Consider the following 25740-nt stretch of genomic DNA (forward strand, 5'->3'; position numbering starts at 1 on the left):
CGTCACCGCTCACTCGTGACGCGGCGCCGGCGCATCGTCCATGGAGTCCTTCCGATGAAGCAACGTACCTTTCTCGTCACCGGCGCCTCGAAGGGCATCGGCCTCGCGCTCAGCGAACGGCTCGTGCGCGCCGGCCATCGCGTGGTCGGCCTCGCGCGCGGGCCGGCCGAATTCCCCGGCGAACTCGTCACGGTCGACCTGGCCGACCGCGCGGCCACCGACGCGGCGCTCGCCGCCCTGCTCGCGCGCCATGAATTCGACGGCGTGGTCAACAACGTCGGCCTCGTGAAGCCGCAGAAGCTCGGCGGCGTCGATCTCGACACGCTCGACGAAGTGTTCTCGGTGAACCTGCATCCGGCCGTGCAGGCGGTACAGGCGCTGCTGCCGGGCATGCGCGCGCGCGCCTGGGGCCGCGTGGTGAACGTATCGAGCCTGACCATCCTCGGCATCGCCGAGCGCACCGCCTACGCGGCCGCGAAGGCCGCGCTGGTCAGCTTCGCGCGCTCGTGGGCGCTCGAACTGGCCGAGACCGGCATCACCGTCAACGCGGTGGCGCCGGGGCCGACCGAGACCAAGCTGTTCCGCGCCAACAACGGGCCGGGCAGCGAAGGCGAGCGCCGCTATCTGTCGGCCGTGCCGATGGGCCGCTTCGGCCAGCCCGACGAAATCGCCGCCGCGATCGCGTTCCTGCTCTCGGAGGATGCGGGCTTCATCACCGGCCAGACGCTGTTCGTGGACGGCGGCGCGTCGCTCGGCAAGCGCGCGTTCTGAACTCAGGCGGCTGGCGCGGCGCTCCCGGCTCTCTCGTCTGCCGAGCCGCCCAGCAGTTCGGCGACGAAATCGACGAACGCGCGCGCCTTCGAGGTGACCATCCGCCCGGCCGGGAACACGGCCCACAGGTCCACCTCCGGCAGCGTCCAGTCGGTCAGCACCGCGCGCACGCTGCCGTTCGCGAGTTCGGGCTCGAACATCCATTCGGAGGCCACGGCCAGCCCCATATGGCCGAGCACCGCGGTGCGCATGCCCTCGGCCGCGCTCATCCGCACCCGTCCCGAGACGGCCACCGCCACCTCGGTGCCGTCGCGGCGGAACGCCCAGGTTTCGCCGCCGCCACGCTGCGAATAGATGATCGCCTGATGGCGGCTCAGCTCGGCCGGCGTGGCGGGCGTGCCGGCCTCGGCCAGATATTGCGGCGTGGCCACCACGAGCCGTCGGCTGCTCGCGATGCGCCGCGCCGTCATCGAGGAATCGTTGAGCGCGCCCATGCGCAGCGCCACGTCCACGCCCTCTTCGAGCAGGTCGATCGAGCGGTCGTCGAGGATGATGTCGAGCTGCAGGTCGGGATGGCGATCGGCGAAGGTCTTCAGCGCCGGCAGCACGTGCAGCCGCGTGAAGGTGACGGCCGCGCCGATCCGCAGCCGGCCTGACAGCCCCGTCGACGATTCGCGCACGGCCTGCTCGGCCTGGTCCGCCTCCTCGATCGACAGCCGCGCGTGCTCGTAGAAGCGCAGGCCGGCGTCGGTGGGCGTGAGGCCGCGCGTGGAGCGCAGCAGCAGCCGCGCGCCGAGATGCTCCTCGAGCTGCGCGACCGATTTCGACACGGCCGGCTGCCCGAGCGCGAGGCGCCGCGCCGCGGCCGAGAACGAGCCCGCGTCCACCACCGCGACAAAGGTTTCCATGGCTGCCATTCGGTCCATCGCTTCGCTTCTCCCCGGGGTTGCTGTCTGCACGGCTGCCTGCACGGCGGCGTGCGTTCAGATGAATCTGCATGAATGCGCGCGCCACCTGCCGCGCGCCAGCGTGAAGTCTAGCGCGGCGGCCACCGCTTACGCCCCGGGGGCGCCGGCCGGCGCACGGATAACAGTCATTCCCGGCGGGAATGGCGGCACGGCAGCGGCGCCGGCCCGGCGCGCAATGCCCGCCGGGAATAAGCGCTATTGCCGCCGCCGGCGTTCCCGGGCCGTGGCCGGCCGGGCACGATACGTCATCGATCCCCCCACTCCGACCCGAGGATTCCCGATGTATCACGTTCATGCCTTTGCCACCCCGAACTCCGTGAAAGTGCCGATCGCGCTGGAGGAACTGGGCGTGCCGTACCAGTTGCACGCCGTCAACGTGCGCGCCGGCGAACAGCGGCACGAGGCGTTTCTCGCGCTGAACCCGAACGGCAAGGTGCCGGTGCTGGCCGAGGCCGACGGCGGCTTCGTGCTGACCGAATCGGCCGCGATCCTGGTCCATCTGGCCGAGCGCCATGGCGCGCTGCTGCCGGTCGAGCCGCGGGCGCGCGCCCGCACCTTCGAGCAGCTGTTCGTGCATGCCTCGGGGCTCGGCCCCGCGTTCGGGCGGGCCGGCCATTTCCGCCGCGCGGCGCCGGCCGACGGCTCGGCCTACGCGATCGAGCGCTTCGCCGGCGAGGCCGAACGTCAGCTGCGGCTGCTCGACCGCGTGCTCGGCGAACACCGCTTCGCGTCCGGCGACAGCTACACGATCGCCGACATCGCGCACTTCGGCTGGCTGTGGCGGCGCGGCTTTGCCGGCATCGAGCTGACCGACGCGCCGAACGTCGCGCGCTGGTACGACGAAATCGCCGCGCGAGCGGCGGTGGCCGCCGCGATCGCGAAGGTCGAGGCGCTCGCGGCGGCGAGTTGAAGCGGGCCGGCCGCGCGTCGTGGCTGCCCGGGCGGCGCGGCGGAAAACATGGCGGAAATCGCGGCCGAAAGCGTAGTTGTAAGCGCAACGAAACCCGCGCTGACGGCCACGGACGACGGCCGTGCCGCCGACGCCCCGCACCGCGCGCCGCCGGCCGCACGATGCGACGGCCGCGAACATACCCGTGCGTCAATTGCTGTTTATAATCCCGCTGGCGTTTTCGCTTCGTCGAGCAATCGCCGAACGAGCGCCGCGGTCATTCACGATGGATCGACGATGAAATCATGGCACGCCGATGCGAGAGGTCGGCGCGCTTCATGCAGCGGCATCCGCGCGACACGCGCGAGCGGGCGGGCACGGCCTGCCGACGCGCATCGCCGGTCTCCGTTCCCGCCGGACAGGGTGGCAGGCCCCCACCGCGTCCGGACCGGGCTGCCTGCGGCGGGCGCGACCGCTCAACTTTCAGGCAAAGTCAGAAAAACATGTCGAGCCCGAACACGAACAAATACTCCGCACTGCCTTCGTTGCGTGCGCTGCGCTATTTCGTCAGCGTCGGGCGGCATCGCAGCATCAAGATCGCCGCGGAGGAAATCCACGTCACGCCGTCGGCGATCAGCCAGCAGATCGTCAAGCTCGAGGAAGAACTCGGCGTGAGCCTGCTGCAGCGCTCGCCGCGCGGCATCGACATCACGCCGCACGGCAGCCGCTATCTGCAGGAACTGCAGCAGGTGTTCGACCTGATCCTGCGCGCGACCGACCGCCTGCGCAGCAACGCGAACCACACCGACATCGTCACCGTCAGCTGCGCGCACAGCTTCGCGATGCAATGGCTGGTGCCGCGCTTGTCCGATCTCGCGCAGTACGCGCCGTCCGTCGACCTGCGCATCAGCACCACCAACCGCTACGCCGCGTTCGTCGACGACCAGATCGATTTCGGGCTGCGCCATGGCGCCGGCCGCTACCAGGGGCTCAAGTCCGAGCTGCTGCTCGACGATCCGCTCTATCCGGTCTGCAGCCCGCGGCTCGTCGAGCGGCTCGGGCCGTTCACGTCGTTCCAGGACCTCGCGCGCACCACGCTGCTGCACGACGAGCGCCACAAGGAATGGCTCGCGTGGCTCAAGCATCATCAGGTGGACGGCGTGCGCGGCGACAAGGGCGCCGTGTTCATCGATTCGAACGGCATGCTGCAGGCCGCGATCGCCTGCCACGGCGTGGCGCTCGCGCGCCGGTCGATCGTCGCCTCGGAGCTGGCCGACGGGCGCCTGACGGTGCTGTTCGACGCGCCGTTCACGCCCGATTACGCCTACTACCTCGTCTATCCGGAGCAGACGCTCGACAATCCGAGCGCGCGCGTGTTCCGCGAGTGGCTGATGCAGGCGGTCAGGGGCTCGGACCCGGGCGGCGCGGCGGTTGACGACACCGTGCCGGAGTGATCGACGGCGGCCGTTGCTGCATGGTTTCGCCGCTGTCCTCTCCCGGCGCCTCGTTACTTCAGAGCGCCACGCCGCGCACCGCGCTCGCGCCTCACACCACCCCGGCCGCCACGCCCCGACCCGCCACGCCGGCAAGCGCGGCGCGCAGCGCCGCCAGCCCGCCGTCGAGCGCCGCCTCGCGCCAGTCCTCGCGCGGCACGTCGAAGAACGCGCGCAGCGCGGCCCGCGAACGCAGCGCCTCGGCCGACTGCCCGAACGGTTCGTCGCGCCACGCCACCGCCTCGGCCCGCAGCGCGGCGATCAGGTCCGGCACCGGATGGGTGCCGATCTCGAGCGCGATCGAGGTCAGCGAGCGGCCGAACAGCCAGCGCCGCCACGCATCGTAGAGCGTACCGTCGAGATCGACCGATACCGCCTCGCCAGCCCGCGGCGCGCCGAGCGCCGGGCCGAACCATGCGCTGGCGCGCGCCAGCGCGGCCGAGCCGGGCTGGTCGAACGACACCGCCTGCACGTCGCCGTAGGAACCGAGCCCGGTATGCAGGTCGACCAGCGCGATGTCCGACGCATGGCCGAGATATTCATGCACCAGCTCGCCGATCAGCTGCGCGCTCCAGGCCGGCTCGGCGCCGCCGTAGAACAGGCCGTCGGGATGGCGGTACTGACCGCGCGCGAGCACCTGCCGGAACGCGGCGATGCCGTGCCGGCCGGCGTAGTCGCGCAGCGCGGCGTCGGCCCGCGTGCGGGCCACCGGGTCGCCCTCGCCCGTCAGCAGCGCGTCGTGCAGCGCGTCGTAGCCGGGGTTCTCGGGCAGCGCCGCGCTGCGGTCGACGAAGTTGCGGTTCAGGTCGACGTTGTGCTCGGTGGCGCGCCGGAGCCAGGCGAAGCCGAACGGGTTCAGCGCATGCACCAGCATCACCGCGGTGTCGTCCGGCAGTTCCGCCGCTTCCGGCAGCCGCAGCCACGCGCACTGGATCGCCGAGCCCGCGAAGCCTTCCACGCCGTGCGTGCCCGACACCACCGTCAGCACGCGCGGCGCGGTGGCCGGCCCGAGCCACGCGACGTCGGTGGTCAGCGTCACGCCATCGGGCCCGGGCACCGGGTTGTGTCGCTGCGCGAGCCGCGCGCCGCGCTGCGCCGCCGCCTCGCGAAAGCGTGCGCGCGCCTGCTCGAAATCGCGCGAAAACAGGTCGTGCGGCGCCATCACGCCGCCAGCTCGATGCCAGTCGCGCGCTGCCAGTCCACCACCAGGCCGAGCGACGTCATTTCACTTTCGAAGCGCGCCACCGCGCGCTCGCGGTAATCGGCATGCAGGATGCCGTGGCGGATCCCGGTGCCGAGCAGCCCGGAGATGTCGCGCCACAGGTACGGATGGATGTGGTCGCGATACCAGTCGCAATGCATCTGCGCGCGCTCGCGCTCGGCCGGGTTCTCCTCGAACATGCGCTGCAGCACCTTCTTGCCGAACGCGAGATGCGTGAGTTCCTCGCGCGCGATCTGGCGAAACGCCGGAAAGATGTCGGGCCGCGTCTCGCCCATCTCGACCAGCGACTCCATCGCGAGCACCCCCTCCGCGTAGACGTTCAGGCCGATCAGCACCTCGAGTTCGTCGTCGCTGTCGAGCAGCTTGGCGAAGCGGTGGTCGAGATCGCTGAGCCGGTAGCGCTCGATCAGCGCGTCGTCCCACTGCAGGCCCAGGTGGCGCACGCCGTCCTTGAAGAGGTTCGAATGCGCCATCTCGTCGTGCGCGTGGTGGACGAGGTAGAACTTCTCGCGCAGATCGTCACGGCGCGGAATCCACTTCGCGCAGAGGTCGATGATCTCCAGTTCCGAGAAGTAGAAATTGACGTTGACCGTCAGGATCAGGTCGAGCAACTCCTGGCCGCCCTGGTCGAGGATCTTCCTGTGTAATTCCATCCGTCATGCTCCTTGGTCGTGCCGACGCGTCGGCAGATCGCGCGCGCGGCGCGGCGGGCGGGCGCGAGGCGCCCGGCTGGCGAGTGCGGACCGCGCGCGGGGCGCCAGCGCGCCATGCATCGCGCACGCGGGTCCGTCATCGCAAAGGGAAGCGCCGGGCTGCGCCGGCATGAAAAGCGTGTGGGGCTCGGGCGCGACGGCCGGAACGGGTGATCGCGCGCGGCGGCCATCGTGGCGACACGGCAAGGCGGCACGGCGCGCCGATGGCGCCGGCGAGCCGCCGCATCGCGCCTCGCGGCGGCGTGCGCGACCCGGATGCCCCGGATACGCTGGACGACGCGCGACCTCGACGGCAAGCCGCCGGCGTTTCGCGCGTTGCATAGGAAAACTGAATACCGCAATCGAAAAAAAACGTCCGACCGGCAGGCTGACACGCGAATCGTGCGCAACGCGCGCAATCGCGGCCCGCTGCCGGCCGGCCGCGCGCGGCGGCGCCGGATCATGGCGCCCGGGCAGGCGGACGGCGGGACGTGGCACGACGGCCACCCGGACTCGCGCAAGGCCGGCATGATCCGGCGCTTCCACGAGCGGCCCCTCGACGCTCGACACCTCTTCCCGCATAGGCTGTGCTCTCGTTTTCCGCAGGCCCGGCCTCGCGGGTTCTTCTTACGGTTGTGGGGGCTCGTACCCCTCGCTCTCTCTATGCCGCGGGTTGCCCTCGCGGCGCTCTCTCAGGTTCGGGGGCTTTTCGCCCCTCTGTGACGGCTTCGGAACTCGCGTCCCTCTGCTCTCTCGGATGCAGGGAGTCGTTGCTCCCAGGCTGTTATTCGATCCGGCGCGGGGCCGACCTGCCCCACCCGACGGACGCCGCCGTCGAAACGGCTCACGTCCGGCATCAACACGCCACGCCGTGGCCCGGTTCCGCACGCGCGCCACCCTCGCGCGGTCACGCGACAGGCGAAACGGCAGCGAATTGGGATGAATCCGGTAAAACCACGTCGACAGCGAGTACTGACAACAACGACCAGGCTTTACCGGCGTCGAAAGCGGGCAATCCGCGATGATGGCGGATGCGTCGATCACGCGATTCGCACACGGCGAATCACCGGCCGATCAATGGCCAATCGACGGCAATAACCGGCGCCCTGCTTCAGCAAACGGGATTTCCAGGCGGCAATGAAAACGCCCCGGCCCAAAAACCCGATCAGACTGATATTCGATCGTACTGGCGCGTAGCCACCGCCTACTATTTCTTCCCGATTGCGTATCGTCTCACGAACCGAAAAGAATCGTCGGGTCGATTAATAAAGCGGTACAAATTCAACATCGGTGGGCAGATTACCAATGCGAAACTGGCCGAACAAGCTAGATTTTCTTCACGAGCGTTAGATTTACTAATCTTCGAAGAGGGCGATTCGAGGTGGGGAGCGGTGCTGAAGGATCGACCTGAATCCTTATCCGGCGCGGCTTTTCGTTGATCGGCGGCGCATTTTCCGGGGCCGCGGACGACGACCAGCGAGCATTCAGGGCCGACTTGCTTCGGTGTCGTGCGATTTCCGGTGTTTTTAGAATTTTCAACTGCGATCGCAGCATAAAAGACATTAATTAACGCACGCCGCCGCGATTACTCGTAATTCTTTTTTCGATATTATGCAGAACAACCTGGCAGCCGCGCAAGCGCCGGATTGAAATTCCGGCCACCTGCGTGCCGATGCCTTGGCGCGGCCCCGACATTCACCACATCAATGCCCGGATTGACGCGCGTGCAGCCCCGGGAAAACCCGCGCTTGCGCCGGCTTTCCGATTGGTGCAATACCGCCGATCCGGCCATACGCAGCCGCCTTGGTGCCGTCGCATATCCGGCCTGAGCCCGATTTTTTTGCGATGACGGCGCCCTAAATATTTACTTAAATCGTCCGTAATCAGAGAGGCGACAGCGCAATCGAATACCGCGGACCGCTTGTGCGGTGCCATGCCAAGCTGGTTCACCGGCTGTCGCGTTCATTCCAAACAGGGCCCAAAAACCATCATGAAGAGCAAATTCCGGTTACTGAGTCTGCTGGTCGGCGCGATGCTCGTGCCGCTCCAGGCCTATGCCGCGCAACCCCTCACCGCCGAATCGTATGTGCCGGGCATCAGCAAGAACGACGCCCTGCCGGCCGCCGGCCGGGTGGCCGCGGTAGCAGGCAAGATCACGCCGATCCAGCCGCAGGGCGTGCTCACCAGCCGCCTGCAATCGCTGCGCACGCTGCGCGGCGCGCCCGTCTCGCGGCTCGCCGCGGCCGGCACCACGGCGGCCGCCACCGTCGCGCCGCCGGTGGCCGGCTGCGCCGACATCCAGGTCGGTGCCGCGTACAACGCCAGCACCGCGCCGGCCGGCCAGACCGACTGCTTCGAGTTCGTGGCGGCCGACCTGACCAAGACCGTCGGCTACGTGGTCAACCTGCCGGCCAACGAGGAGCACGACGCGCACCTCGTGCAGGTCAACAACGACGGCACGCTGACCTATCTCGACGACGATACCGGCACGGCCCAGACCAAGATCGTCGAAGGCACGCCGGCCGGCCCGGTGCGCCTGCTGCTGCTGGTCGATTCGCAACAGGGCACGGGCGGCGCCACGTTCCAGTTCCAGGTGACGGGCACCACCGGCTACGACAGCTACGAGCCGAACGACTCGATCCTCCATCCGACCCAGCTGACCGGCAACCAGCTGATCAGCGCGAACCTCGACACCGTCAGCGACGTCGACTACTACACGGTGCAGACGCCGAGCACGCAGACCGCCAACCTGGTGACCTTCACCGGCACCGGCACGCAGACGGCGCAGCTCGAAACCGCGCCGAACACGTGGGCCACGCTGGCGAGCGGCTCGACCTACAACGTCAGCGCCCCGGCCGGCGCGACGCTGGCGCTGCGCGTCTACAACACCGGCACCACCGCTCCCGCCTCGCAGACCTACACGCTGCGCGTGTCGGACGGCGCGGGCATCGCCGGGTTCTACAGCTTCCTCGACAGCGAGAACATCACGCATCTCGTGCCGGGCAACGAGAACGTGGCGCGCAGCATCAACGCCGGCGTGATCGGCTGGGACCATACCGGCAACGTGCGGCTGCCGGCGGGCGAGCATGTCACGATCCAGGTGTTCGACCGCAGCACCACCGGCGCGCTGACGCTGCTGACCACCAACTCCGGCTATACCGGTCCGGACGGCAGCGTGACGCTGCCGCTCAACATCGGCGTGTGCCAGGGCGCGGGCACCTACACGCAGAACTACCAGACGCTCTCCACGCCGGCGGATCACTGGCAGATCACCTACAACCCGAACGCCGTGGCCGCCGCGTCCACGGACGCGGGCCAGTATCGTGCAGGCTCGTCCTACGCGTACTTCACGCACATCTGCAGCGAAACCTACCTCGGCCGCTACTGACGGCCCGGCGAGGCGCCGCCGAGGCAGGCGGCGCCTCCTGTCCGACGGCGCGGTCGCCTGAACCGACGGGCCCGGCATTGCCGGGCCCGTCTGCTTTCCACGCACGGCAGGCGCCGCCGCGCTCAGCGCGCCGCGCCGCCTCGCGCATAGGCGCCCAGCCCCTCGGCCAGCGCCGTGAACGCCGCCATGCAGCGCGCGCTGCGTCTCAGGTCCTCGTGCATCGCGATCCAGGTGTCCATCGTCAGCGACATCGCGCGGCGCAGCACGCGCACCAGCGACGCGTCGCGCGCGGCCAGCGCCGCCTGACAGAAGCCGATGCCGAAGCCGGCCCGGATCGCGGCCAGTTGCGCGAGATCGCTGTCGGCGCGGAACGCGAAATCGTCGCGCGTGAGCGGCGCGAACCGGGCGGCGACCGAACGCGTGAAGGCGGTTTCGCGATCGAAGCCGATCATCGTGTGGCGCGGCAGCTCGGCCAGCGAGCGCGGCGTGCCGTGGCGCGCGAGATAGGCGGCATGCGCATGCAGCCCGACCTCGATGCCGCCGACGCGCCGCACCACCAGTGCCGCCTGCTCCGGGCGGAACATCCGCACCGCGATGTCGGCCTCGCGATGCAGCAAGTCGTCGACGCGGTTCGACAGCATCAGCTCGATGTCGAGCCCGGGATGCGCCTCGCGCAGCGCGGCGAGAATCGGCGGCAGCACCTCGACGCCGATCACCTCGCTCGCCGTCAGCCGCACAGTGCCGCGCACGCCCTCGCCGTGCCCGCTCGCGGCGCGCCGCAGCGCCGCCGCCGAGGCGGCGACGCCCGCCGCGTGCGGCTGCAGTTCGCGCGCCGCGTCGGTCGGCGCGAAGCCGTCCACCGAACGCGTGAACAGCGTGAGGCCGAGCGCGGCCTCGAGCCCGTCGATGTGCCGCCCGGCGGTCGGCTGCGCGATGCCCATCGCGCGCCCCGCCGCCGACAGCGAACCCGTTTCCAGCACGCTCAGGAAGGTGCGGTACCACTCCCAGTTCGGTTCGTCTTTGCTCATGGCGTGCAATGTGCAGGATAGGGGTTGATACCTGCACGCTACCGCATCACACCGGCAAGCGGCAACCTGCCGGCGCGCGGCGGCGCCGATCACGCCCGCGAACCGGAGGCACGCCGCCAGACGCCGACGACCCGGGCACCGCCGACAGGCGCCGTCGGACGCTCATCTCGTTGCGTGCGCACGCAGATTCGCGGATGTCATCGCCCGCGACGCGCTCCGGATCGCGCAGCTTCTCCACCCATTCGCCGGTCCCTTGTTCCGGTACGACAGCGAGCCGGCCGCATCGGCCAGGAACTCGACGCCGTTGCAGTTCTGCGTCATGTAGCCGATCACCGTCAGCGTGCCGATCCCGCACGCCTTCAGCCAGTCGTCGAAACCGGCCGCGAAGAACACGCTCGGCAGCACCTTGCTCACGACGTGGTCATGGCGCCGCCGTCCACCAACGGATGCAATTGCGCGCCGATGCTGCCGTCGGCGAAGATCGGCGCGTCGGCGGGCAGGACGTGCCGCACCAGCACGACCGGCACGTGATGTGCGTTGGCCGCGTCGATCGCCATGGCGATCTTCGGCAGCGACGCAGCCACCGGCGGATATTCGATGCGGAACTTGCCGTCGGCCTATTCGTTTTGCACGTCGATGAGGACCGACGCGCGGCGCGGCACGGGATGGGACATGGTGCTGACTCCGGAACAGGCCATCGCGGATGGCCGTTGATGTCGATGAGGCGGCCGCGCGCCGCCCGGCTACAGCGTCGTGACCTGCAGGACCGCGTCGGCGAATGCCCTCGGCGCTTCCTGCGGCAGGTTGTGGCCGATCCCGCCGACGACGTCGCGATGCTGGTAGCGGCCCGTGAACTGCTTCGCGTAGGCGGCCGGCGGCTGATGCGGCGCGCCGTTCGCATCGCCCTCCAGCGTGATGGTGGGGACCGCGATCGTCGGCGCGAGCGCCAGCCGCCGCTCCAGTTCGTCGTAGCGCGCCTCGCCCGAGGCCAGCCCGAGCCGCCAGCGGTAGTTGTGGATCACGACGGCGACGTGATCGGGATTGTCGAATGCCTGCGCCGTGCGCAGGAACGTGGCGTCGTCAAAGCGGAACCGCGGCGATGCATTGCGCCAGACCAGCCGGTTGAATTCGTCGCGATGTTCGGCGTAGCCCTCGGCGCCGCGTTCGGTGGCGAAGTAGTACTGGAACCACGCCTGCTGTTCGGCCTGCGGCGGCAGCGGCTTGCGGTTGGCGGCCTGGCTGCCGATCAGGTAGCCGCTGGCCGACACCAGCGCGCGGCAGCGCTCGGGCCAGAGCGCGGCGACGATGTTCGCGGCGCGCCCGCCCCAGTCGAAACCGGCGAGGATTGCCCGGTCGATCCGCAGCGCGTCCATCAGCGCGACGAGGTCCGCGGCGAACACCGCCTGCTGGCCGTTGCGCGGCGTGTCCGCGCGCACGATGCGCGTCGAGCCGTATCCGCGCAGATACGGCACGATCACGCGATGGCCCGCGGCCGCGAGCATCGGCGTGACGTCGACGAAGCTGTGGACGTCATGCGGCCATCCGTGCAGCAGGATCACGACCGGGCCGGCGGCCGGGCCGGCGTCCAGATAGCCGACGTCGAGCCCGTTCGCGCCGATCTGGCGAACCGGCGCGAACGGCAGGCCCGGCCCGGACGCGGCGGATACCGGGGATGACGCGGATATGACAGACGCGGCGGGCGCGGCGGCCGGCGAACCGGCATCGCGCGACGCGGCGAGAGCCGCGCCCGCGCCGGGCAGGTCAAGCAGCGTCAGCGCGGCCAGGGCCGAGGTCTGGTTCAACAGGCGGCGGCGGAGAAGATCGGGCGGATTGGGCATGTTGCTACGATCCTGGATGAAGAAACGGTCACGTCACAAGCCGCGTGATGCCGTGCGGCCCTGGAAAGCCCGCCGCCCGCGACGCAGGACGGGCGGCGGAACCGGACTCAGAGGTTCGACAGGTCCGGATTCATGCCCCGCACCGGGCTCACGCTTTCCAGCAGCGCCGCCAGGTGCAGGATCGTGGACTCCGCCAGCCACGGCCCGACCAGCTGCACGCCGATCGGCAGCCCGTCGCCGCTGGTGCCGAACCGCAACGACAGGCCCGGCAGCCCGGTCACGTTGAACGGCGCGGTCGCATGCATCACGTGCAGCGACGACACCGTCTGGCCGCCGATGACGAACTCGGCCGCATCGTGCGCATGCGCGGGTACCGGGGTCACCGGGCAAAGCAGCGCGTCGTAGTGCTGGAAGTAGCCGGCGAAGCCGTCGCGCAGCGCCTCGGCCTGCTGCTCGGCCTGCACGAAATCGGCGATCGGCGTATCGGGCGTGTCATAGACGCCCTGCACATGCTTGAAGATCTGGTCCTCGTGCCCGGCCGTCTCCTTGCGAAAGGCCGGCTTGGTTTCCATCGCCTGGAGCTTCCACAGCACGTCGAGCGCGTCGATCTGCTCGAGCACCGGGATGCGGGCCGGCTCCACGACGACGCCGGCCTCCGCCAGCGCGTCGGCGGCCGCCTGCACGGTACGGGCGACCTCGGCATCGACCGGACCGAGGAAGCCGGGGTCCACCAGCCAGCCGACCCGGACCGGACGCGCAGGGCGCGCGCCGACGCCGGCGTCGAGCGCGGGCGGGCTCATGGAAAAGCCATCGGCGCCGTCCGGGCCGGCCAGCAGCGAATAGGCCAGCGCGACGTCGCGCACGCTGCGCGCCATCGGCCCCACATGCCAGAAGCGGCGCGGCACGCGCGGCCACAGGCCCGTCATCGGAATCCGCCCGTGCGTCGCCTTCAGGCCGACGATGCCGGTGAGCGCGGCCGGGCCACGTACCGAAATCGCCACGTCGCTGCCGATGCCGAGCGGCGACATGCCCGCCGCGATGGCGGCCGATTCGCCGCCGCTCGATCCGCCCGGCGTGCGATCGAGATGCCACGGATTGCGCGCGCGCCCCGACAGCAGGTTGTCGGTCTCGATCCAGTAGGAGAACTCGGGAAGATTGGTCTTCGCGAGCAGGATGCCGCCCGCCTGCTTCAGGCGCGCCACGGTGGTCGCGTCCGTGTCCGGCACGCGGCCCGCGAAGATCGGCGAGCCGCGCTGCGTCTTCACGCCGGCGGTGTCGATCGAATCCTTGGCCGTGAACGGCACGCCGTGCAGCGGCCCGAGCGCCTCGCCGTTCAGGACCGCGGCCTCGGCGGCCCGCGCGGCATCGAGCGCATCGCCGGCGAGCGTGACGATCGCATTGATCTTCGGGTCCACCGCCTCGATACGGTCGAGATGGGCCCGTACCACCTCGACCGGCGATACCTCCCGGGTGCGGATCAGTTCCGCGAGCCGGGTTGCATCCTGATAGAAGATTTCGTTGTTCATGGCTTGCCTTTGAATGGAATCGATGGTCATGCACAAAGCCGGGTAGTGTTTTTAACTACCTAACGTTTGTTAGTTTGAATGCTAGGAGGTTATACTTCGGCTCGTCAACACTTTTTTCGGGGCGAGTCCATGAAAGACCAGGCGGGCATGAATTCCAGCGAGAGAATCCTGGCGGCGGCCACCAGGATGGCGCAGGCCCACGGGTACAGCGGCCTGAACATCCGCAATCTCGCGGACGACGTCGGCATCAAGGCCGCGAGCCTCTATCACCATTTCCCGGGCAAGGCCGAGCTGGCGGCGGCGGTCGCGCGGCGCTACTGGGAGGACGCGGCCGCAACGCTCGAAGCGTTATGGACCGAGGCCAAGGACCCCGTCGACCGGCTGCGCCGATATCCGGCCGAGACGTTTCGCAAGTCGCTCGAGAACGGCAACCGCATGTGCCTCGCCAGCTTCATGACCGCCGAATACGACGACCTGCCCGACATCGTGAAGACCGAAGCCCAGACCTTCGCGGACGTCAACATCGAATGGCTGAGAAAGGCGCTGCTCGCAGCCGAACTCGCCGGCCCGCGCGACGCCAAGCGGCAGGCGCGCGCGATCTTCGCCGCGGTGGCCGGGGCGCAGCTGGTGGCGCGCGGCCGCTCGAACCTCGCGCTGTTCGATACCTTGATCGACGGCTACCGCGCCGCCGGGCTCCTGCCGAAGTAACGGCACGCCCGCCGGCTTCGGTGGCCGCCTGCGTGCCGGGCTGGCGGCGCTTTCGCGCGCCACCGGCGAGGTCCCAGCGGCGTCAGTCGGCGGCACGGCCGAGCACGGTCAGATGCACCTCGCGCCGCACCACGAAACCGAGCGTGCGATAAAGGGAAATGGCGTGGTGGTTCGAGGTCAGCACATGCAGGATCGGCACCTCGCCGCGCGCGCGAATCAGTGCCATCAGTCGTGCCATCAAGCCGGTGGCCAGGCCCTGCCCGCGGAATCCCGGATCCACGCACACCGCGCTGATCTCGGCATAACCGTCGATCTGCAGCCGCTCGCCCGCCAGCGCCGCCAGCGCTCCCTGCCGGCGCACCCCGAGATACGTACCCAGTTCGATCGTACGCGGACCGAACGGCCCGGGCCGGGTCGCCGCCGTCAGCGCGAGCATGTCCGGCACGTCGCGTGCCCCGAGCCGGACCTGGCCCGGCAAGGCCGGCTCGGGCCGGCCCGATTCGGGCACGCGTGCGCCGATCATCTGCAGCAGCGTCGCGCGCCGCAGCACGGTGAACGCCGTGGGCGGCTCGATCACGGCCACGGTCGTCAGCGCGGCCGGCCCGTGCCGCAGGATCGATTCGCGCAGCGCCTCGAACGAGGCCGGCGTGGTGTCGGGCATCGCGGCGAACGGCGCGACCTCGGGCGGAAACCGCAGCACGCCGGCGGTTGGCATCGCGAAACGGCGCTGCCGCCCCGACAGCGCGTGGTGGATGAGGGCATCCAGCGGATGGGTGCCGGTGCGCGATCCTGTTTCTGCTTCGAACATGCAGCGTGCTCCTGGATTGCCGCCCGGTCGTGCCGACCGGCGGGAAGTCCGCCGGCGCGTGATGGCGCCAATGCGCGCGTCGCGCGGCATCAGGCGGACGGCTTCATGTATTGCATGGTCCATACCGCCCGGTCCCCGGGCTCGTAGCTGTTGCCGACCCACGGCGACCCGCAGATGTGCAGGTAGGCATAAGGCGTCCCCGCGAACATGATCCAGGCGCCCGCATCGCGGACATCGGTGGGCAACCCGCAATGCGCCGAGTCGAAAGGCCAGAGCACCATCCAGTGCGGCCCGATCGGGATCGCGGGGCTGGTGGTGTCCAGCGCGTCGGTGTTGCTGTGCTGGGTCGCGCCGCACAGCATGTAGCAGAGGCCCGGCGTCGTGATCGACGGGCGCGGATTGCGGGCCAGGATGTCCCGGAACCACTGCATGCCGACCTGGTCCACGCACATCGGCGGATCGCCGATCCGGTTCTCGTTGCCGGGCGTGCAGACCCAGCCGTTGGTGCCGCGGCGCAGGACCTTCGACATATTGCCGTGCCGGTCCATTTCGGCGACGGTGGCGTCCCGGGTCAGTTGCGGCGGGCCGGCCTGCATTGCACGCGCGATCCTGACCGCCCGCTCCTGCTCGTCCGCATCCGCGGACGCGGGGCCAGGCGGCAGCGCGATCGCCTCGTTGCCGTAGCTGCCCTGGACCGTATCCGCGGCCAGCGCCTTGCCGCCGGCGAGCGCCGTCATGGCCGCCCCGAAGAAGCCGATGCCGGCCAGCGCCTGACGCCGGGACACGGAATCCGGCTTCACCGCCGTCGGATCGCGGCCCGGATCGCGCGCGGGCATGGCTCGACTGGCATCCTGATCATCCATCGCAGGTTCCTCGTATGAAAGGTTGATGGCGTGTTCCGGCTCATCGCCGCCGAACCGGTTCATCGGCGCCCGGTGTGCTCCGGTACACATCAAATACTGGTATATGCCACCTTATCATATCGGCCGGCTCGTGGTTGGGGAACATCTCGACCGCATCCGGCTTCCTCGCAACTGGCATATGCCATAATTCGACCGGACCGGCGAGCCCGATGCGCTTGCCTTCGACAGGAGCCGAAATCATGACCGTCCGGCCGTTGACTCCCAGCGTCTGCAGTTACGGCGCGCTCAGACGCGCCACCCGCGGCATCAGCGATCAATACGACCAGGCGCTTGCGCCGGCGGGCATCAATGCCGCCCAGTTCAACCTGCTGCGCGCGATCGAGCGGCTCGGGGCGGCCACGCAAAGCGAACTCGCCCACGAGGTCGTGATGGATCTGTCCGCGCTGGGCCACACGCTCAAGCCGTTGATCCGCGACGGCTGGATCACGCTGGAAAAGGACGCGGCCGACAGCCGCCGGCGGCTGATCGCGATGACCCCGGACGGCAGCCACCGGCTGCGAGCCGCCCTGCGGCTCTGGAAGCCGGTGCAGAAGCGCTTCGAGGCCTACCTGGGGCAGCCGGAAACGAAGACGTTGCTGGCCCTGCTGGACCATCTGGCGTCGGGCGGTTTCGGCGAGGCATAGGCGGCGATCGCGCGGCCTGTCGGAGGGGAGCCGCGACGCCACCCGGACGCCGGACCCGCGCTGCCGGCATAGCCATGCATTTCTGCATGGATACCGCACGACATCAGCCAATTTCCTTTGCTGCGTCCCACGCGCAAACTGCGCTGCATCGGTGGCCGCAACGGGCCACCAGCCACCAGTCAGCCACCACCTGGAGCCCTCATGTCGAAAATTGCCCTGTTCGGCGCCGCCGGCGCGATCGGCCAAAGCATCGCCGAGGCGCTGCGCGAGGCGCGGCGCCCGTACCGCGTGGTCGGCCGCAACCTGGCCGCGCTGCGCGACAGGTTCGGCGCCGATCCGCTCGCCGAGATCGTCGGCTGGGATCCCGAGGCACCCGAATCGATCCGCGCCGCCGCCGACGGCATCGACACGCTCGTCTATCTGGTCGGCGTCAACTACTGGCAATTCGAGCTGCACCCGGAACTGATGCGCCGGACCCTGGACGGCGCGATCGCCGCCGGCGTGAAGCGCATCGTGTTGATCGGCACGGTCTATCCTTACGGGCACTCGCGCGGCAACCCGGTGCGTGAAGACCATCCGCGCGAGCCGCACACGTTCAAGGGCAGGATGCGCAAGGCGCAGGAAGACCTGCTGCTGGCGGCGCATGCGCAGGGGCGCATCGAGGCGTGCGTGTTGCGGCTGCCGGACTTCTACGGCCCCGGCGTGCAGGCCAGCATGCTGCACGAGGCGATCCGCGCGGCGGTAAAGGGCGGCACGGCGAACCTGCTCGGCCCGCTCGATCGCGAACACGAATTCGTGTTCGTGCCCGACGTCGGCCCGGTGGTGGCGCGCCTGCTCGACACGCCGGCCGCGTTCGGGCGGATCTGGCATCTGGCCGGCGCCGGCGTCACCACGCAGCGCGCGCTGCTCGACGAGCTGGCGCGGCAGACCGGCCGCCCCGTGAAGACGCGCGTCGCCAACAAGACGATGCTGCGCGTGCTCGGCCTGTTCAATCCGCTGATGCGCGAACTGGTGGAGATGAACTACCTGATGACGGCGCCGCTGCTGCTCGACGATTCGGCGCTGCACCAGTTGATCGGGCCGATCCGCAAGACGCCGTATGCGGACGGACTGCGGCAGGCGCTGGCCGCCGTCGCGGCCGAGCCGGCGCGCGTTTCCTGACGATCCCCGATGCCGGCGGCCCGGCCGGGTCCGATCTCAACCACGCCCGGCCGGGTCCCCTGGAAGCTCCGGCGTCTCGATCCCGGCCAGCGCCGCGCGCAGCCGCGGCGCGATGAAATCGATGAAGCGGCGCAGCTTCAGCGGCATCAGGTTGCGCGAGACATGCACCAGATGCACGGGCACCGGCTCGCATTCGTAGTGCGTGAGCACCGCGCGCAGCTTGCCCGAGGCCAGTGCGTCGGCCACGTGGTAGCTCAGCAGCTGCGTGACGCCGACGCCGCGCACGGCGGCCTCGACCGCCGAATCGGGCGTCGCCACCTGCAGCCGCGGCTTGACCGCCACGGTGCTGAGTTCGCCCGATTCGGGCAGGCGAAACGTCCAGTCCGGCGACAGCATCGGCCCGTTGAACATCACCGACGGCATGCGCAGCAGGTCGGCCGGCGTGCGCGGCACGCCCTGCGCGGCGAGCAGCGCGGGGCTCGCGCACACCATCGGCCGCAGCGAGCCGACGCGCGTCGCGATCATCGTGCTGTCGGCCAGCTTGCCGATGCGCACCGCCAGATCGACGTGCGCGTCCACCAGGTCGATATGGCGGTCCGACTGCAGCATCTTCACGTTGATGTCGGGAAACAGCGCGAGGAAATCCATGATCTCGGGCAGCACGTAGCGCTTGCCGAACAGCACCGAGGTGGTGATCACGAGTTCGCCGCGCGGCGCGGTGAACTCGCCGCAGGCCTCGCGCTCCTGCTCGTGGACCAGATCGAGGATGCGCCGCGCCGACGCCACGTAGCCGATGCCGGCGTCGGTCAGCGTCAGCTTGCGCGTGGTGCGGATCAAGAGGCGCGTGCCGAGTTGCTCCTCGAGGTCGGTGACCTTGCGCGTGAGCGTCGGCACCGGCACGCCCAGTTCGCGTGCGGCCGCCGAAAGGCTGCCTGTTTCGACGGCCGCGAGCAGCATCGTCATCGCTTCCAGACGGTCCAAATCGTTTGCCCGGTTTCGAGGAAAGGTGACGCGATTCTAGAGGATTCGAACCCGGGCCGGCTACGCGCCGCGCTACATCCTCGCGATGGTCGCGACGATCTCGCTGCGTGCGCGCCGCAGCGTCTCGCGCGCGGCGGTGATTTGCGTGAGCTGGGCGCGGCCGCCGCCGTCGCCGAGGAGGCGGCCCAGCACGTCGGGATCGATCACGGTCTCGAACAGACGGTTGACCGCGATCGTCGCGTATTGCCTCGCGTCGTCCACCAGCCGCGACGCCTGCATCAGGTCGTCGGTCCGCTTGCCTTGGTCACGCACCTCGTCGATGCCGCGCCGGTGCTGCAGCGCGAACACGAGGCTGCGCATGGTCAGGTCGAAATCGCGGATCGCGTGGCCGAACGCGACCGAGTGGGCGTCGGCGCCGCCGACCACGCGGCCCCGGTCGATGGCGATCTCGAACGCGTCGCCGGTCAGGGTGCGCCGGCACGCCGCCAGCTTCGCGTACAGCACGCGCCCTTCGCTGGTCTGGCCGATCCCGGTGTGGATCAGGTCGCCCACGTCGCGCATCGTCTTCGACAGTCCGGCCGCGAACAGGTGGTCGCCGCGTTTGGTGATGGTCATCGCTTCGTCTCTCCTCGGTCGTCGTGGGGATCGTCGGCGCCGGCGGGCGAACCCGCCCGGCGCCGCGTGAGCCACGATACTGTAGGAGAAAATCCAGCCGGATGAAAGCCGCGTGGAAGCCGGCCGCGCGCGCCGCCGTTCAGCCCGGCAGCTTCGCCTCGATCGCGGCCGCGCCGGCCTGCGCGCAGACCTCGTCCTTGTCGCCGCCCGGCGAGCCGCCCACGCCGAGGCCGGCCACGATCTCGTCGTGCAGCTTGATCGCCACGCCGCCCGGCAGCGCCACCACGTTCGGCGTCGAGGCGAGGCTCTCGGCGGCCACCGGCGGATACTTCGCGAGCACGCCGAGGAACGCGGTGGTCGTGTCGAAATGCCAGATCGGCCCCATCGTGACGATCGTGTAGGCCTTGTGATAGGCCGAGTCCTTGGTATGGATCGTCGAATGATCGCCGCGCAGCACCACCTGCTGCGTGCCCGACACGTCCACCACGTCCACCGTCACGTCGTAGCCCTTCGCCTCGCACGCGTGCAGCGCCGCGAGCGCGCCGTCGAGCGCGAGATCGAGCGGCAGCGCGTAGCCACTCCTCGACACCTGCGCCCCCGCCGGCCCGCACGCCGCCAGCGCCGCCGCCGCGACGAGGCCCATCACCATCGCCTGCTTTCGTTTCCGCATGATTCACCTTCGGTCCGTATTCGGTACGCATCGGACCCGCTACGCTTTCGTCGACCCGATTTCCCGGCATCGGGCCGGTGCCGGCGACGCGGCGGCGGCATGCCGCCTCGCGTCAATCCTTTTGCCGGTCGAGAAACGCCAGCGTCAGCTGCGCAATCTCGTCGAGCTTTTCCTCGGTCGCGAAGTGGCCGGCGTCGAGCACGTGGATCTCGGCGTCCGGCAGGTCGTGCCGGTAGGCCAGCGCGCCCGGCGTGACGAACGACGGGTCGTAGCGGCCCCACATCACCAGCGTCGGCGGCCGATGCGCGCGCAACCATGCCTGCCAGCGCGGATACGCGGCCACGTTGTTGCGATAGTCGTAGATCAGGTCGCCCTGGATCTCGCGCTCGCCGGGGCGCGCGAGGAACGCGTCCTCGCTGAGCCACGCGTCGGGGTCGTAGCGTTCCGGATGCGGGCTGTTGATCAGATGGCGGTTCCTCGTCAGCTCGGGGCCGGTGAAGCCGTCGAGGATCTCGGGATGCGCGTCGCGATCGGCCCAGTACTTCGCGATGGTCTGCCAGTTCTTGCCGAGCCCTTCCTGATACGCGTTCGCGTTCTGGACCACGAGGGCGCGCAGCCGTTCGGGATGCGCCTCCATGATCCGGAAGCCGACCGGGCCGCCGTAGTCCTGCACGAACAGCGTGTAGCGGTCCACCTTCAGCTGCTCGAGCAGCGCGCTGGTGGTCTGCGCCAGATGATCGAACGTGTAGCCGTAGCGCGCCGGCGGCGGCGCCTCGCTCTGGCCGAAGCCGGGATAGTCCGGTGCGATCACGTGATAGCGCGTTGCCAGCAGCGGGATCAGCCCCGCGTACTGCCGCGACGAGGACGGATAGCCGTGCAGCAGCACGATGGTGGGCGCGCGCGGCGGGCCGGCCTCGCGGTAGAACACGCCGACGCCGTCCACCTGCGCGACGTGATAGGTCACGCTCGCCGCGTCGGACGGCGTGGCGGCCAGCGCCGCCCGGTTGCCCACGAGGGCCGCGAACACGAGCAGCATGCCGCTCGCGAATTTTGCCTTTTTCATTTGCATTCCTGATCAATCCATCCAGCGATTGCCCTGCTGTTCCTCGTTCCGGCTAACTGATGGCCGGCATGTTCAAACCCGAGCGCTCGCCACGGCCAGCGTGTCGATGAACTGGCGGAATCGCGCGATCTTGCCGTTCTCGATCGTCCACGCATGCGCGTAGGCGGCGTCGGCACGCTTGCCGGTGGTGCCGTGGGTGCCGACGAAGCGCCCGATCGAGACCACCGTGTCGCCCTCGGCGACGAACTCGGTGGCCGCGATCCGGAACGTCGACCATTCCTTCATCAGCGGCATCAGGAGCCCTTCGGCCACCTGCCGCGGGCCGCGTCCCTTCACCTGGTAATGCCACATCGCGATCCATTCGATGTCGTCGGCCATCAGGCCGAGCGCCTGCTCGGCGTTGCCGCTCTCGAGCGCCGCGTAGAAGTGCTGAACGATCTGGACGGGAGTCGTCATGGGGTGCCTGCCTTCGAAAATCACCAGTGGAGCGCGCGCCGCCGGCCGGCACGCACGAACGATGTCGATCCGGGTTCCCGCGGGCACCACGGGATCGACGACGCCCGTAACGTAGCATCGCCATCAGTAACCTGTCAAAACTTATTTAAATGGTTACCAATGACAGCCCGGTTCGCTGCGGCGAGGCCAAGCATAGCCCGCTCGCCCCCGGCCCGGCTGTTCGTTTTTCGAGGATATGGTGTTCGTTTTCGATGGATTGCTCGGCGCGCCGCCGGGCGGCAGAATTCGACGGACGCCGCCTCGCGCGGAGCGACAGGACGGGGAATCGCCATGTCACGCGGAGCCGTTCCGGGCCGGGACGATGCCCCGGACGTCTCGATGGCGCGGCTCGATGCCGTCCACCGGCGGCCCGGCTTCGTCCCTGGCAGCCACCCGGCGGTGTTGCAGGGCTACACGGCGCTCTCTGATGCGCTCGCCCGCGTGTTCGACGCGCCCATGCGCGAGCGCATCGGGCTCGCGCTCGCGCAGCAGGCCGGCTGCGAGCACACGCTGGCCGAGCATCGTTATCTCGCGCTCGACGTCGCGCACCGGTATCCGGAGGAAATCGACCTGAATCGCCAGGGCGGTTCGGCCGCCCCGCGGGCAGCGGCGGCCGTGAGGTTCGCGCTGCAGGGGCGCAGACGCCGAGCGCGGTGGCGCGCACCGAGATCGATTTGCCGGCACCGCGTGCGGAGGGTGGGTTGTAGCGGAAGGGAGAAGAAGCCGAATCGCGCAGCGAGTCACGGCGCGGGTTCGCAGATCAGCGCCGGGCGGCCGCGATGTTGCCAACGGCGGCCCGATCACGCTTGATCGCGCTCAGTCCTGCGCGTCGGGCTTGCCGAGCACGCGCGCGTTGCGCAGCTCGATCGCCTCGTGCGTGCTGGCCTTGGCGCCCGGCCCCGGCGCGAAACGCACGTCGCGAAACGTCAACTCGCGGCCGTCGCTGCCGCGCAGCGCGAGCGGTTCGAGCGGCTCGCCGCTCGCGTCGTCGACGAGCGCGATCGGCGGCTTGCCGTCGGTGGCGAGCCAGCGGCCGCCCCACTGCATCAGCGCCACCAGCACCGGATACAGCTCGCTGCCCTTTTCGGTCAGCCGGTAGCCGTCGGTGTTGGCGCGCTCGGCGAGCGGATAGCGCTCGAGGATGCCCAGTTCGGTCAGCCGTTCGAGGCGCGCGGCCAGCACGTTGCGCGCGATGCCGAGCCGGCTCTGGAATTCGTCGAAGCGCGTCGTGCCCTGCGTGCATTCGCGCACGATCAGCAGCGACCACCACTCGCCCACCTCGTCGAGGGCGCGCGCGATCATGCAGTTCGATCCGTCATAGCGTTTTCGGTACATGCGCCGCGTTGTAGCACACAAGGTTTCGTCACGCAACTCTCGAGCCGGTCACCCTACGCCCGGCAGGGTTTCGCCTCGAACAGTAGCATCACGAAACTAAGCTCCGTATAGTTGCGTCACGAAACTCAACGCGTCAACGGGCTTGCCCCGGGAACCCTCGCCATGGATCGCCGCTTGCTGGTGCTTGCCCTCGGAATGTTCGCACTCGGAACCGACAGCTTCGTCGTGGCCGGCATCCTTCCTCAACTCTCTCGCGCGTTCGGCGTCGGCATCGGCGCGGCCGGCCAGATGACCACCGTGTACGCCGTCAGCTACGCGCTGCTCGCGCCGACCCTGGCGGCGGTGGCGGCGGCGGTGCCGCGCAGGCGGCTGATGCTCGGCGGCCTGGGCGTGTTCGTGGTGGCCAACCTCGCCACCGCGTTCGCGCCGAGCCTCGGCATCGCGCTGCTCACGCGCGCGTTCGCCGGGCTCGGCGCCGCGATGTTCTCGCCCACCGCCACCGGCGCGGCCACCATGCTGGTGCCGCCCGAGCGGCGCGGCTTCGCGCTGTCGATCGTGGTGGCCGGGCTGACCGCGGCCACCGCGCTCGGCTCGCCGCTCGGCGCCGTGATCGGCGGGCTCGGCAACTGGCGCTGGACGCTCGGCTTCGTCGCCGCGCTCGGCGCGCTGGCGGCGCTCGGCGTGCACGCGCTGCTGCCGGCCATGCCGCTGCCGCCGGCCGTGTCGCTGCGCCAGCGCCTCGCGCCGCTGGCCGACGCGCGCATCGGCCTCACGCTCGCCACCACGCTGCTCGCGATGGCCGGCCTGTTCACCATGTACACCTACTTCGCCGTGGTGTTCGACCGGGCCACGGGCGGCAACACCGCCGTGCTCGGCGTGCTGCTGGTGATCTGGGGCGCGGCCGGCACCGCCTCGAACCTGCTGGCCGGCCGCCTGATCGACCGGATCGGCTCGCGCCGCGTGCTGATGACGATGCTCTCGCTGCTCGCGATCGACGTCGCGCTGATGCCGTGGAGCGGTGCGCAGGTCTGGAGCGCCGCGCTCGCGATCGCGATCTGGGGCGCCAGCGGCTGGGGCCTGCTGGTGCCGCAGCAGCACCGGCTCGTCACGCTCGCGCCGTCGATCGCGCCGGTGGTGGTCGGGCTCAACACGGCGGCCACCTATCTCGGCGTGTCGGCGGCCGGGCTGATCGGCGCGGCCGCGCTGCCGGCGGTGGGCGCGCATCGCCTCGGCTTCGTCGCGGCGGTGCTGCTGGCGGCGGCGCTTGGCGTCGCCGAGCTTACGGCGCGACACATCCGGGCGACGGCGCGGCGGCAGGGCACGGCGAGCGCGGTCGTGGCTTGAGTGTTGCTCTCGGCCCGAGTCTCGGCTTGAATCGCGATTCGAAACGCGATTCGAAACGCGGCGGTAACGCGGCGGTAACGCGGCCTGAGCGAATCGCCGAACGCATCGCGCCGCAGGCCGCCGCGCGCCACGAAACACCCATCGAAAAGCAGCCCGAATCATGCGCTGAAACGTGCGTTAAAACACTGTCGCCGGCCGCACGTCCGCACTGGCACCGATGGCGCCGCCACCCGCCGGCTCGCTACAATCGCCGGATGGACATTCGTTACGTGCAAAGCTTCGTCGCGGTGCTCGAATGCGGCTCGATCGCCGAGGCGGCGCGCCGGCTCGACCTGACCGCGACGGCCGTGGCCGCACGCATCCATTCCCTCGAGGAAGCGCTCGGCGCGCGCCTGATCCGCCGCTCGGGGCGCCGCGTGGTGCCGACCGCCGACGGCCTGCGTATCCTCGACAGCGCGCACGCGGTGCTGCACTCGGTGCGCGACCTGCAGGCGATCGCGCAGGGCGGGCGCACGCAGCTCGGCGAGTTGCGGCTCGGCGTGTTCGTGTCGGCGATGGTGAGCGTGCTGCCGTCGGTGCTGCAGCGCGTGTACGCCGCGTATCCGGACCTGAAGCTGTTCGTCGAGCCCGGCGCGTCGGTCGAGCTGTGCCGCAAGGTGGGCACCGGCGAACTCGACGTCGCGATCGTGGTGGAGCCGCAGTTCACGATCCAGAAGACCTGCGAATGGCGCAGCCTGACCGAGGAGCCGCTGGTGGTGGTGGCGCCCGCGCGGCTGGCCGGCCGCGACGCGCACGAGCTGCTGCGCGGCGAACCGTTCATCCGCTACGATCGCGCCGTGCTCGGCGGCCAGCTGGCCGAGCGCTACCTGCGCGATCACGATCTGCATCCGCGCCAGCGGCTCGAGATCGACGGGCTGCTCGCGATCGCGGCGCTGGTCGACAAGGGGCTCGGCATCTCGCTGCTGCCCGACTGGCCCTCGCTCTGGACCAGCGGCCTCGCGATCGCGCGCATCCCCCTGCCCGAACGCGCGCCGGTGCGCCGGATCGGCCTGATCATCGCGCGACACACGCCGCGCTTCCCGCTCGCGCAGGCGTTCGCGCACGAGGCGGCCGAGCTGTTCCGCCCGGCCGGTGCCGGCGAGGCCGCCGTCGCGTCCTGAGCGGCCCCCGGCGATCCCGAGCGGGCACGACGCCCGTGC

General features: G+C 69.9%; 27 protein-coding genes. 12 read left to right on the plus strand and 15 right to left on the minus strand.

The window, feature by feature from the left end:
• Positions 1–54: 54 nt before the first annotated feature.
• The gene (locus BpN12_RS12290; protein ID WP_246792858.1) at positions 55–771 is read left to right on the plus strand and encodes an SDR family oxidoreductase; all 717 of its coding nucleotides are present in this window, start codon (positions 55–57) and stop codon (positions 769–771) included.
• Between the two features lie 2 nt (positions 772–773).
• Here the strand turns inward: BpN12_RS12290 and BpN12_RS12295 are convergent, their stop codons facing one another.
• On the minus strand, positions 774–1697 hold the full coding sequence (locus tag BpN12_RS12295) for a LysR family transcriptional regulator (protein ID WP_246792859.1): 924 nt from the start codon (positions 1695–1697) through the stop codon (positions 774–776).
• Positions 1698–2019: 322 nt separating this feature from the next.
• Between BpN12_RS12295 and BpN12_RS12300 the strand changes: the two genes are divergently transcribed.
• Together BpN12_RS12300 and gcvA are read left to right on the plus strand one after the other, a co-directional pair.
• Positions 2020–2649, plus strand: coding sequence for a glutathione S-transferase family protein (locus BpN12_RS12300; protein WP_280529117.1), 630 nt, complete (start codon positions 2020–2022; stop codon positions 2647–2649).
• Between the two features lie 482 nt (positions 2650–3131).
• Positions 3132–4082, plus strand: a complete 951-nt coding sequence (gcvA, locus tag BpN12_RS12305; protein ID WP_246792861.1) for a transcriptional regulator GcvA — start codon at positions 3132–3134, stop codon at positions 4080–4082.
• A gap of 91 nt (positions 4083–4173) precedes the next feature.
• On the opposite strand, the gene BpN12_RS12310 is transcribed toward gcvA, so the two are convergent.
• A complete protein-coding gene (locus BpN12_RS12310) occupies positions 4174–5283 on the minus strand; it encodes a DUF2817 domain-containing protein (RefSeq protein ID WP_246794704.1) in 1110 nt (369 codons plus the stop codon).
• Positions 5283–5996 (minus strand): hypothetical protein, encoded by a 714-nt coding sequence (locus BpN12_RS12315; protein ID WP_246792862.1) that lies wholly within the window; start codon positions 5994–5996, stop codon positions 5283–5285. The genes BpN12_RS12310 and BpN12_RS12315 overlap by 1 nt, the downstream gene beginning before the upstream one ends.
• Before the next feature lie 1070 nt (positions 5997–7066).
• Between BpN12_RS12315 and BpN12_RS12320 the strand changes: the two genes are divergently transcribed.
• Both BpN12_RS12320 and BpN12_RS12325 read left to right on the plus strand, forming a co-directional pair.
• On the plus strand, positions 7067–7474 hold the full coding sequence (locus BpN12_RS12320) for a hypothetical protein (protein ID WP_246792863.1): 408 nt from the start codon (positions 7067–7069) through the stop codon (positions 7472–7474).
• Positions 7475–8025: 551 nt separating this feature from the next.
• Positions 8026–9423, plus strand: coding sequence for a hypothetical protein (locus tag BpN12_RS12325; RefSeq protein WP_425306265.1), 1398 nt, complete (start codon positions 8026–8028; stop codon positions 9421–9423).
• Positions 9424–9545: 122 nt separating this feature from the next.
• Here the strand turns inward: BpN12_RS12325 and BpN12_RS12330 are convergent, their stop codons facing one another.
• Complete coding sequence (locus tag BpN12_RS12330) at positions 9546–10451, minus strand: LysR family transcriptional regulator (RefSeq protein WP_246792864.1); 906 nt, start codon at positions 10449–10451, stop codon at positions 9546–9548.
• Positions 10452–10613: 162 nt separating this feature from the next.
• Positions 10614–11072, minus strand: coding sequence for an isochorismatase family protein (locus tag BpN12_RS33390; protein WP_342346207.1), 459 nt, complete (start codon positions 11070–11072; stop codon positions 10614–10616).
• On the opposite strand from BpN12_RS33390, the gene BpN12_RS12345 reads away from it, so the two are divergent.
• Positions 11007–11165, plus strand: a complete 159-nt coding sequence (locus BpN12_RS12345; protein ID WP_246792866.1) for a hypothetical protein — start codon at positions 11007–11009, stop codon at positions 11163–11165. The two genes, BpN12_RS33390 and BpN12_RS12345, sit on opposite strands and share 66 nt — an antisense overlap.
• Positions 11166–11194: 29 nt before the next feature.
• On the opposite strand, the gene BpN12_RS12350 is transcribed toward BpN12_RS12345, so the two are convergent.
• Positions 11195–12289, minus strand: a complete 1095-nt coding sequence (locus BpN12_RS12350; RefSeq protein ID WP_246792867.1) for an alpha/beta fold hydrolase — start codon at positions 12287–12289, stop codon at positions 11195–11197.
• 107 nt (positions 12290–12396) lie between these two features.
• Positions 12397–13815, minus strand: coding sequence for an amidase (locus tag BpN12_RS12355; RefSeq protein ID WP_246792868.1), 1419 nt, complete (start codon positions 13813–13815; stop codon positions 12397–12399).
• A gap of 129 nt (positions 13816–13944) precedes the next feature.
• On the opposite strand from BpN12_RS12355, the gene BpN12_RS12360 reads away from it, so the two are divergent.
• Positions 13945–14523 carry a TetR/AcrR family transcriptional regulator gene (locus BpN12_RS12360; protein ID WP_246792869.1) on the plus strand — a complete coding sequence of 193 codons (579 nt, stop codon included), beginning with the start codon at positions 13945–13947 and terminating at the stop codon, positions 14521–14523.
• An 82-nt stretch (positions 14524–14605) separates the two neighbouring features.
• On the opposite strand, the gene BpN12_RS12365 is transcribed toward BpN12_RS12360, so the two are convergent.
• Both BpN12_RS12365 and BpN12_RS12370 read right to left on the minus strand, forming a co-directional pair.
• On the minus strand, positions 14606–15331 hold the full coding sequence (locus BpN12_RS12365; RefSeq protein ID WP_246792870.1) for a GNAT family N-acetyltransferase: 726 nt from the start codon (positions 15329–15331) through the stop codon (positions 14606–14608).
• An 89-nt stretch (positions 15332–15420) separates the two neighbouring features.
• The gene (locus tag BpN12_RS12370; protein WP_246792871.1) at positions 15421–16257 is read right to left on the minus strand and encodes a hypothetical protein; all 837 of its coding nucleotides are present in this window, start codon (positions 16255–16257) and stop codon (positions 15421–15423) included.
• Between the two features lie 176 nt (positions 16258–16433).
• Here BpN12_RS12370 and BpN12_RS12375 point away from each other — a divergent pair, with 176 nt between their 5' ends.
• Complete coding sequence (locus BpN12_RS12375; RefSeq protein WP_246792872.1) at positions 16434–16877, plus strand: MarR family winged helix-turn-helix transcriptional regulator; 444 nt, start codon at positions 16434–16436, stop codon at positions 16875–16877.
• Positions 16878–17078: 201 nt separating this feature from the next.
• The gene (locus tag BpN12_RS12380; RefSeq protein WP_246792873.1) at positions 17079–18038 is read left to right on the plus strand and encodes an NAD-dependent epimerase/dehydratase family protein; all 960 of its coding nucleotides are present in this window, start codon (positions 17079–17081) and stop codon (positions 18036–18038) included.
• 36 nt (positions 18039–18074) lie between these two features.
• Here BpN12_RS12380 and BpN12_RS12385 read toward each other — a convergent pair whose 3' ends face one another.
• The 5 genes from BpN12_RS12385 to BpN12_RS12405 form a co-directional block, all read right to left on the minus strand.
• On the minus strand, positions 18075–19019 hold the full coding sequence (locus BpN12_RS12385) for a LysR family transcriptional regulator (RefSeq protein ID WP_246792874.1): 945 nt from the start codon (positions 19017–19019) through the stop codon (positions 18075–18077).
• Positions 19020–19091: 72 nt separating this feature from the next.
• Positions 19092–19634, minus strand: coding sequence for a hypothetical protein (locus tag BpN12_RS12390; RefSeq protein ID WP_246792875.1), 543 nt, complete (start codon positions 19632–19634; stop codon positions 19092–19094).
• Positions 19635–19773: 139 nt separating this feature from the next.
• Positions 19774–20304 carry a heme-binding protein gene (locus tag BpN12_RS12395; RefSeq protein ID WP_246792876.1) on the minus strand — a complete coding sequence of 177 codons (531 nt, stop codon included), beginning with the start codon at positions 20302–20304 and terminating at the stop codon, positions 19774–19776.
• 112 nt (positions 20305–20416) lie between these two features.
• Positions 20417–21367, minus strand: a complete 951-nt coding sequence (locus tag BpN12_RS12400) for an alpha/beta fold hydrolase (RefSeq protein WP_246792877.1) — start codon at positions 21365–21367, stop codon at positions 20417–20419.
• Between the two features lie 72 nt (positions 21368–21439).
• Positions 21440–21823 (minus strand): nuclear transport factor 2 family protein, encoded by a 384-nt coding sequence (locus tag BpN12_RS12405; RefSeq protein WP_246792878.1) that lies wholly within the window; start codon positions 21821–21823, stop codon positions 21440–21442.
• A 330-nt stretch (positions 21824–22153) separates the two neighbouring features.
• Between BpN12_RS12405 and BpN12_RS12410 the strand changes: the two genes are divergently transcribed.
• Positions 22154–22672 carry a hypothetical protein gene (locus BpN12_RS12410; RefSeq protein ID WP_246792879.1) on the plus strand — a complete coding sequence of 173 codons (519 nt, stop codon included), beginning with the start codon at positions 22154–22156 and terminating at the stop codon, positions 22670–22672.
• A gap of 6 nt (positions 22673–22678) precedes the next feature.
• Here the strand turns inward: BpN12_RS12410 and BpN12_RS12415 are convergent, their stop codons facing one another.
• Positions 22679–23164, minus strand: a complete 486-nt coding sequence (locus BpN12_RS12415) for a winged helix-turn-helix transcriptional regulator (protein WP_342346192.1) — start codon at positions 23162–23164, stop codon at positions 22679–22681.
• Positions 23165–23392: 228 nt separating this feature from the next.
• On the opposite strand from BpN12_RS12415, the gene BpN12_RS12420 reads away from it, so the two are divergent.
• Together BpN12_RS12420 and BpN12_RS12425 are read left to right on the plus strand one after the other, a co-directional pair.
• Positions 23393–24541, plus strand: a complete 1149-nt coding sequence (locus BpN12_RS12420; protein WP_246792881.1) for an MFS transporter — start codon at positions 23393–23395, stop codon at positions 24539–24541.
• Positions 24542–24795: 254 nt separating this feature from the next.
• On the plus strand, positions 24796–25701 hold the full coding sequence (locus BpN12_RS12425) for a LysR family transcriptional regulator (protein WP_246792882.1): 906 nt from the start codon (positions 24796–24798) through the stop codon (positions 25699–25701).
• Positions 25702–25740: the final 39 nt, after the last annotated feature.

This window comes from Burkholderia perseverans (assembly GCF_022870505.1).
In the GTDB taxonomy this organism is placed as follows: Bacteria; Pseudomonadota; Gammaproteobacteria; order Burkholderiales; family Burkholderiaceae; genus Burkholderia; species Burkholderia plantarii.

Bases quoted from the DNA above. Each gene is read 5' to 3' on its own strand.
- BpN12_RS12290 (WP_246792858.1), top strand. From the start codon at position 55: ATGAAGCAACGTACCTTTCTCGTCACCGGCGCCTCGAAGGGCATCGGC.
- BpN12_RS12295 (WP_246792859.1), bottom strand. From the start codon at position 1,697: ATGGACCGAATGGCAGCCATGGAAACCTTTGTCGCGGTGGTGGACGCG.
- BpN12_RS12300 (WP_280529117.1), top strand. From the start codon at position 2,020: ATGTATCACGTTCATGCCTTTGCCACCCCGAACTCCGTGAAAGTGCCG.
- gcvA (WP_246792861.1), top strand. From the start codon at position 3,132: ATGTCGAGCCCGAACACGAACAAATACTCCGCACTGCCTTCGTTGCGT.
- BpN12_RS12310 (WP_246794704.1), bottom strand. From the start codon at position 5,283: ATGGCGCCGCACGACCTGTTTTCGCGCGATTTCGAGCAGGCGCGCGCA.
- BpN12_RS12315 (WP_246792862.1), bottom strand. From the start codon at position 5,996: ATGGAATTACACAGGAAGATCCTCGACCAGGGCGGCCAGGAGTTGCTC.
- BpN12_RS12320 (WP_246792863.1), top strand. From the start codon at position 7,067: ATGCGTCGATCACGCGATTCGCACACGGCGAATCACCGGCCGATCAAT.
- BpN12_RS12325 (WP_425306265.1), top strand. From the start codon at position 8,026: ATGAAGAGCAAATTCCGGTTACTGAGTCTGCTGGTCGGCGCGATGCTC.
- BpN12_RS12330 (WP_246792864.1), bottom strand. From the start codon at position 10,451: ATGAGCAAAGACGAACCGAACTGGGAGTGGTACCGCACCTTCCTGAGC.
- BpN12_RS12345 (WP_246792866.1), top strand. From the start codon at position 11,007: ATGGCGATCTTCGGCAGCGACGCAGCCACCGGCGGATATTCGATGCGG.
- BpN12_RS12350 (WP_246792867.1), bottom strand. From the start codon at position 12,289: ATGCCCAATCCGCCCGATCTTCTCCGCCGCCGCCTGTTGAACCAGACC.
- BpN12_RS12355 (WP_246792868.1), bottom strand. From the start codon at position 13,815: ATGAACAACGAAATCTTCTATCAGGATGCAACCCGGCTCGCGGAACTG.
- BpN12_RS12360 (WP_246792869.1), top strand. From the start codon at position 13,945: ATGAAAGACCAGGCGGGCATGAATTCCAGCGAGAGAATCCTGGCGGCG.
- BpN12_RS12365 (WP_246792870.1), bottom strand. From the start codon at position 15,331: ATGTTCGAAGCAGAAACAGGATCGCGCACCGGCACCCATCCGCTGGAT.
- BpN12_RS12370 (WP_246792871.1), bottom strand. From the start codon at position 16,257: ATGAACCGGTTCGGCGGCGATGAGCCGGAACACGCCATCAACCTTTCA.
- BpN12_RS12375 (WP_246792872.1), top strand. From the start codon at position 16,434: ATGACCGTCCGGCCGTTGACTCCCAGCGTCTGCAGTTACGGCGCGCTC.
- BpN12_RS12380 (WP_246792873.1), top strand. From the start codon at position 17,079: ATGTCGAAAATTGCCCTGTTCGGCGCCGCCGGCGCGATCGGCCAAAGC.
- BpN12_RS12390 (WP_246792875.1), bottom strand. From the start codon at position 19,634: ATGACCATCACCAAACGCGGCGACCACCTGTTCGCGGCCGGACTGTCG.
- BpN12_RS12395 (WP_246792876.1), bottom strand. From the start codon at position 20,304: ATGCGGAAACGAAAGCAGGCGATGGTGATGGGCCTCGTCGCGGCGGCG.
- BpN12_RS12400 (WP_246792877.1), bottom strand. From the start codon at position 21,367: ATGAAAAAGGCAAAATTCGCGAGCGGCATGCTGCTCGTGTTCGCGGCC.
- BpN12_RS12405 (WP_246792878.1), bottom strand. From the start codon at position 21,823: ATGACGACTCCCGTCCAGATCGTTCAGCACTTCTACGCGGCGCTCGAG.
- BpN12_RS12410 (WP_246792879.1), top strand. From the start codon at position 22,154: ATGTCACGCGGAGCCGTTCCGGGCCGGGACGATGCCCCGGACGTCTCG.
- BpN12_RS12415 (WP_342346192.1), bottom strand. From the start codon at position 23,164: ATGATCGCGCGCGCCCTCGACGAGGTGGGCGAGTGGTGGTCGCTGCTG.
- BpN12_RS12420 (WP_246792881.1), top strand. From the start codon at position 23,393: ATGTTCGCACTCGGAACCGACAGCTTCGTCGTGGCCGGCATCCTTCCT.
- BpN12_RS12425 (WP_246792882.1), top strand. From the start codon at position 24,796: ATGGACATTCGTTACGTGCAAAGCTTCGTCGCGGTGCTCGAATGCGGC.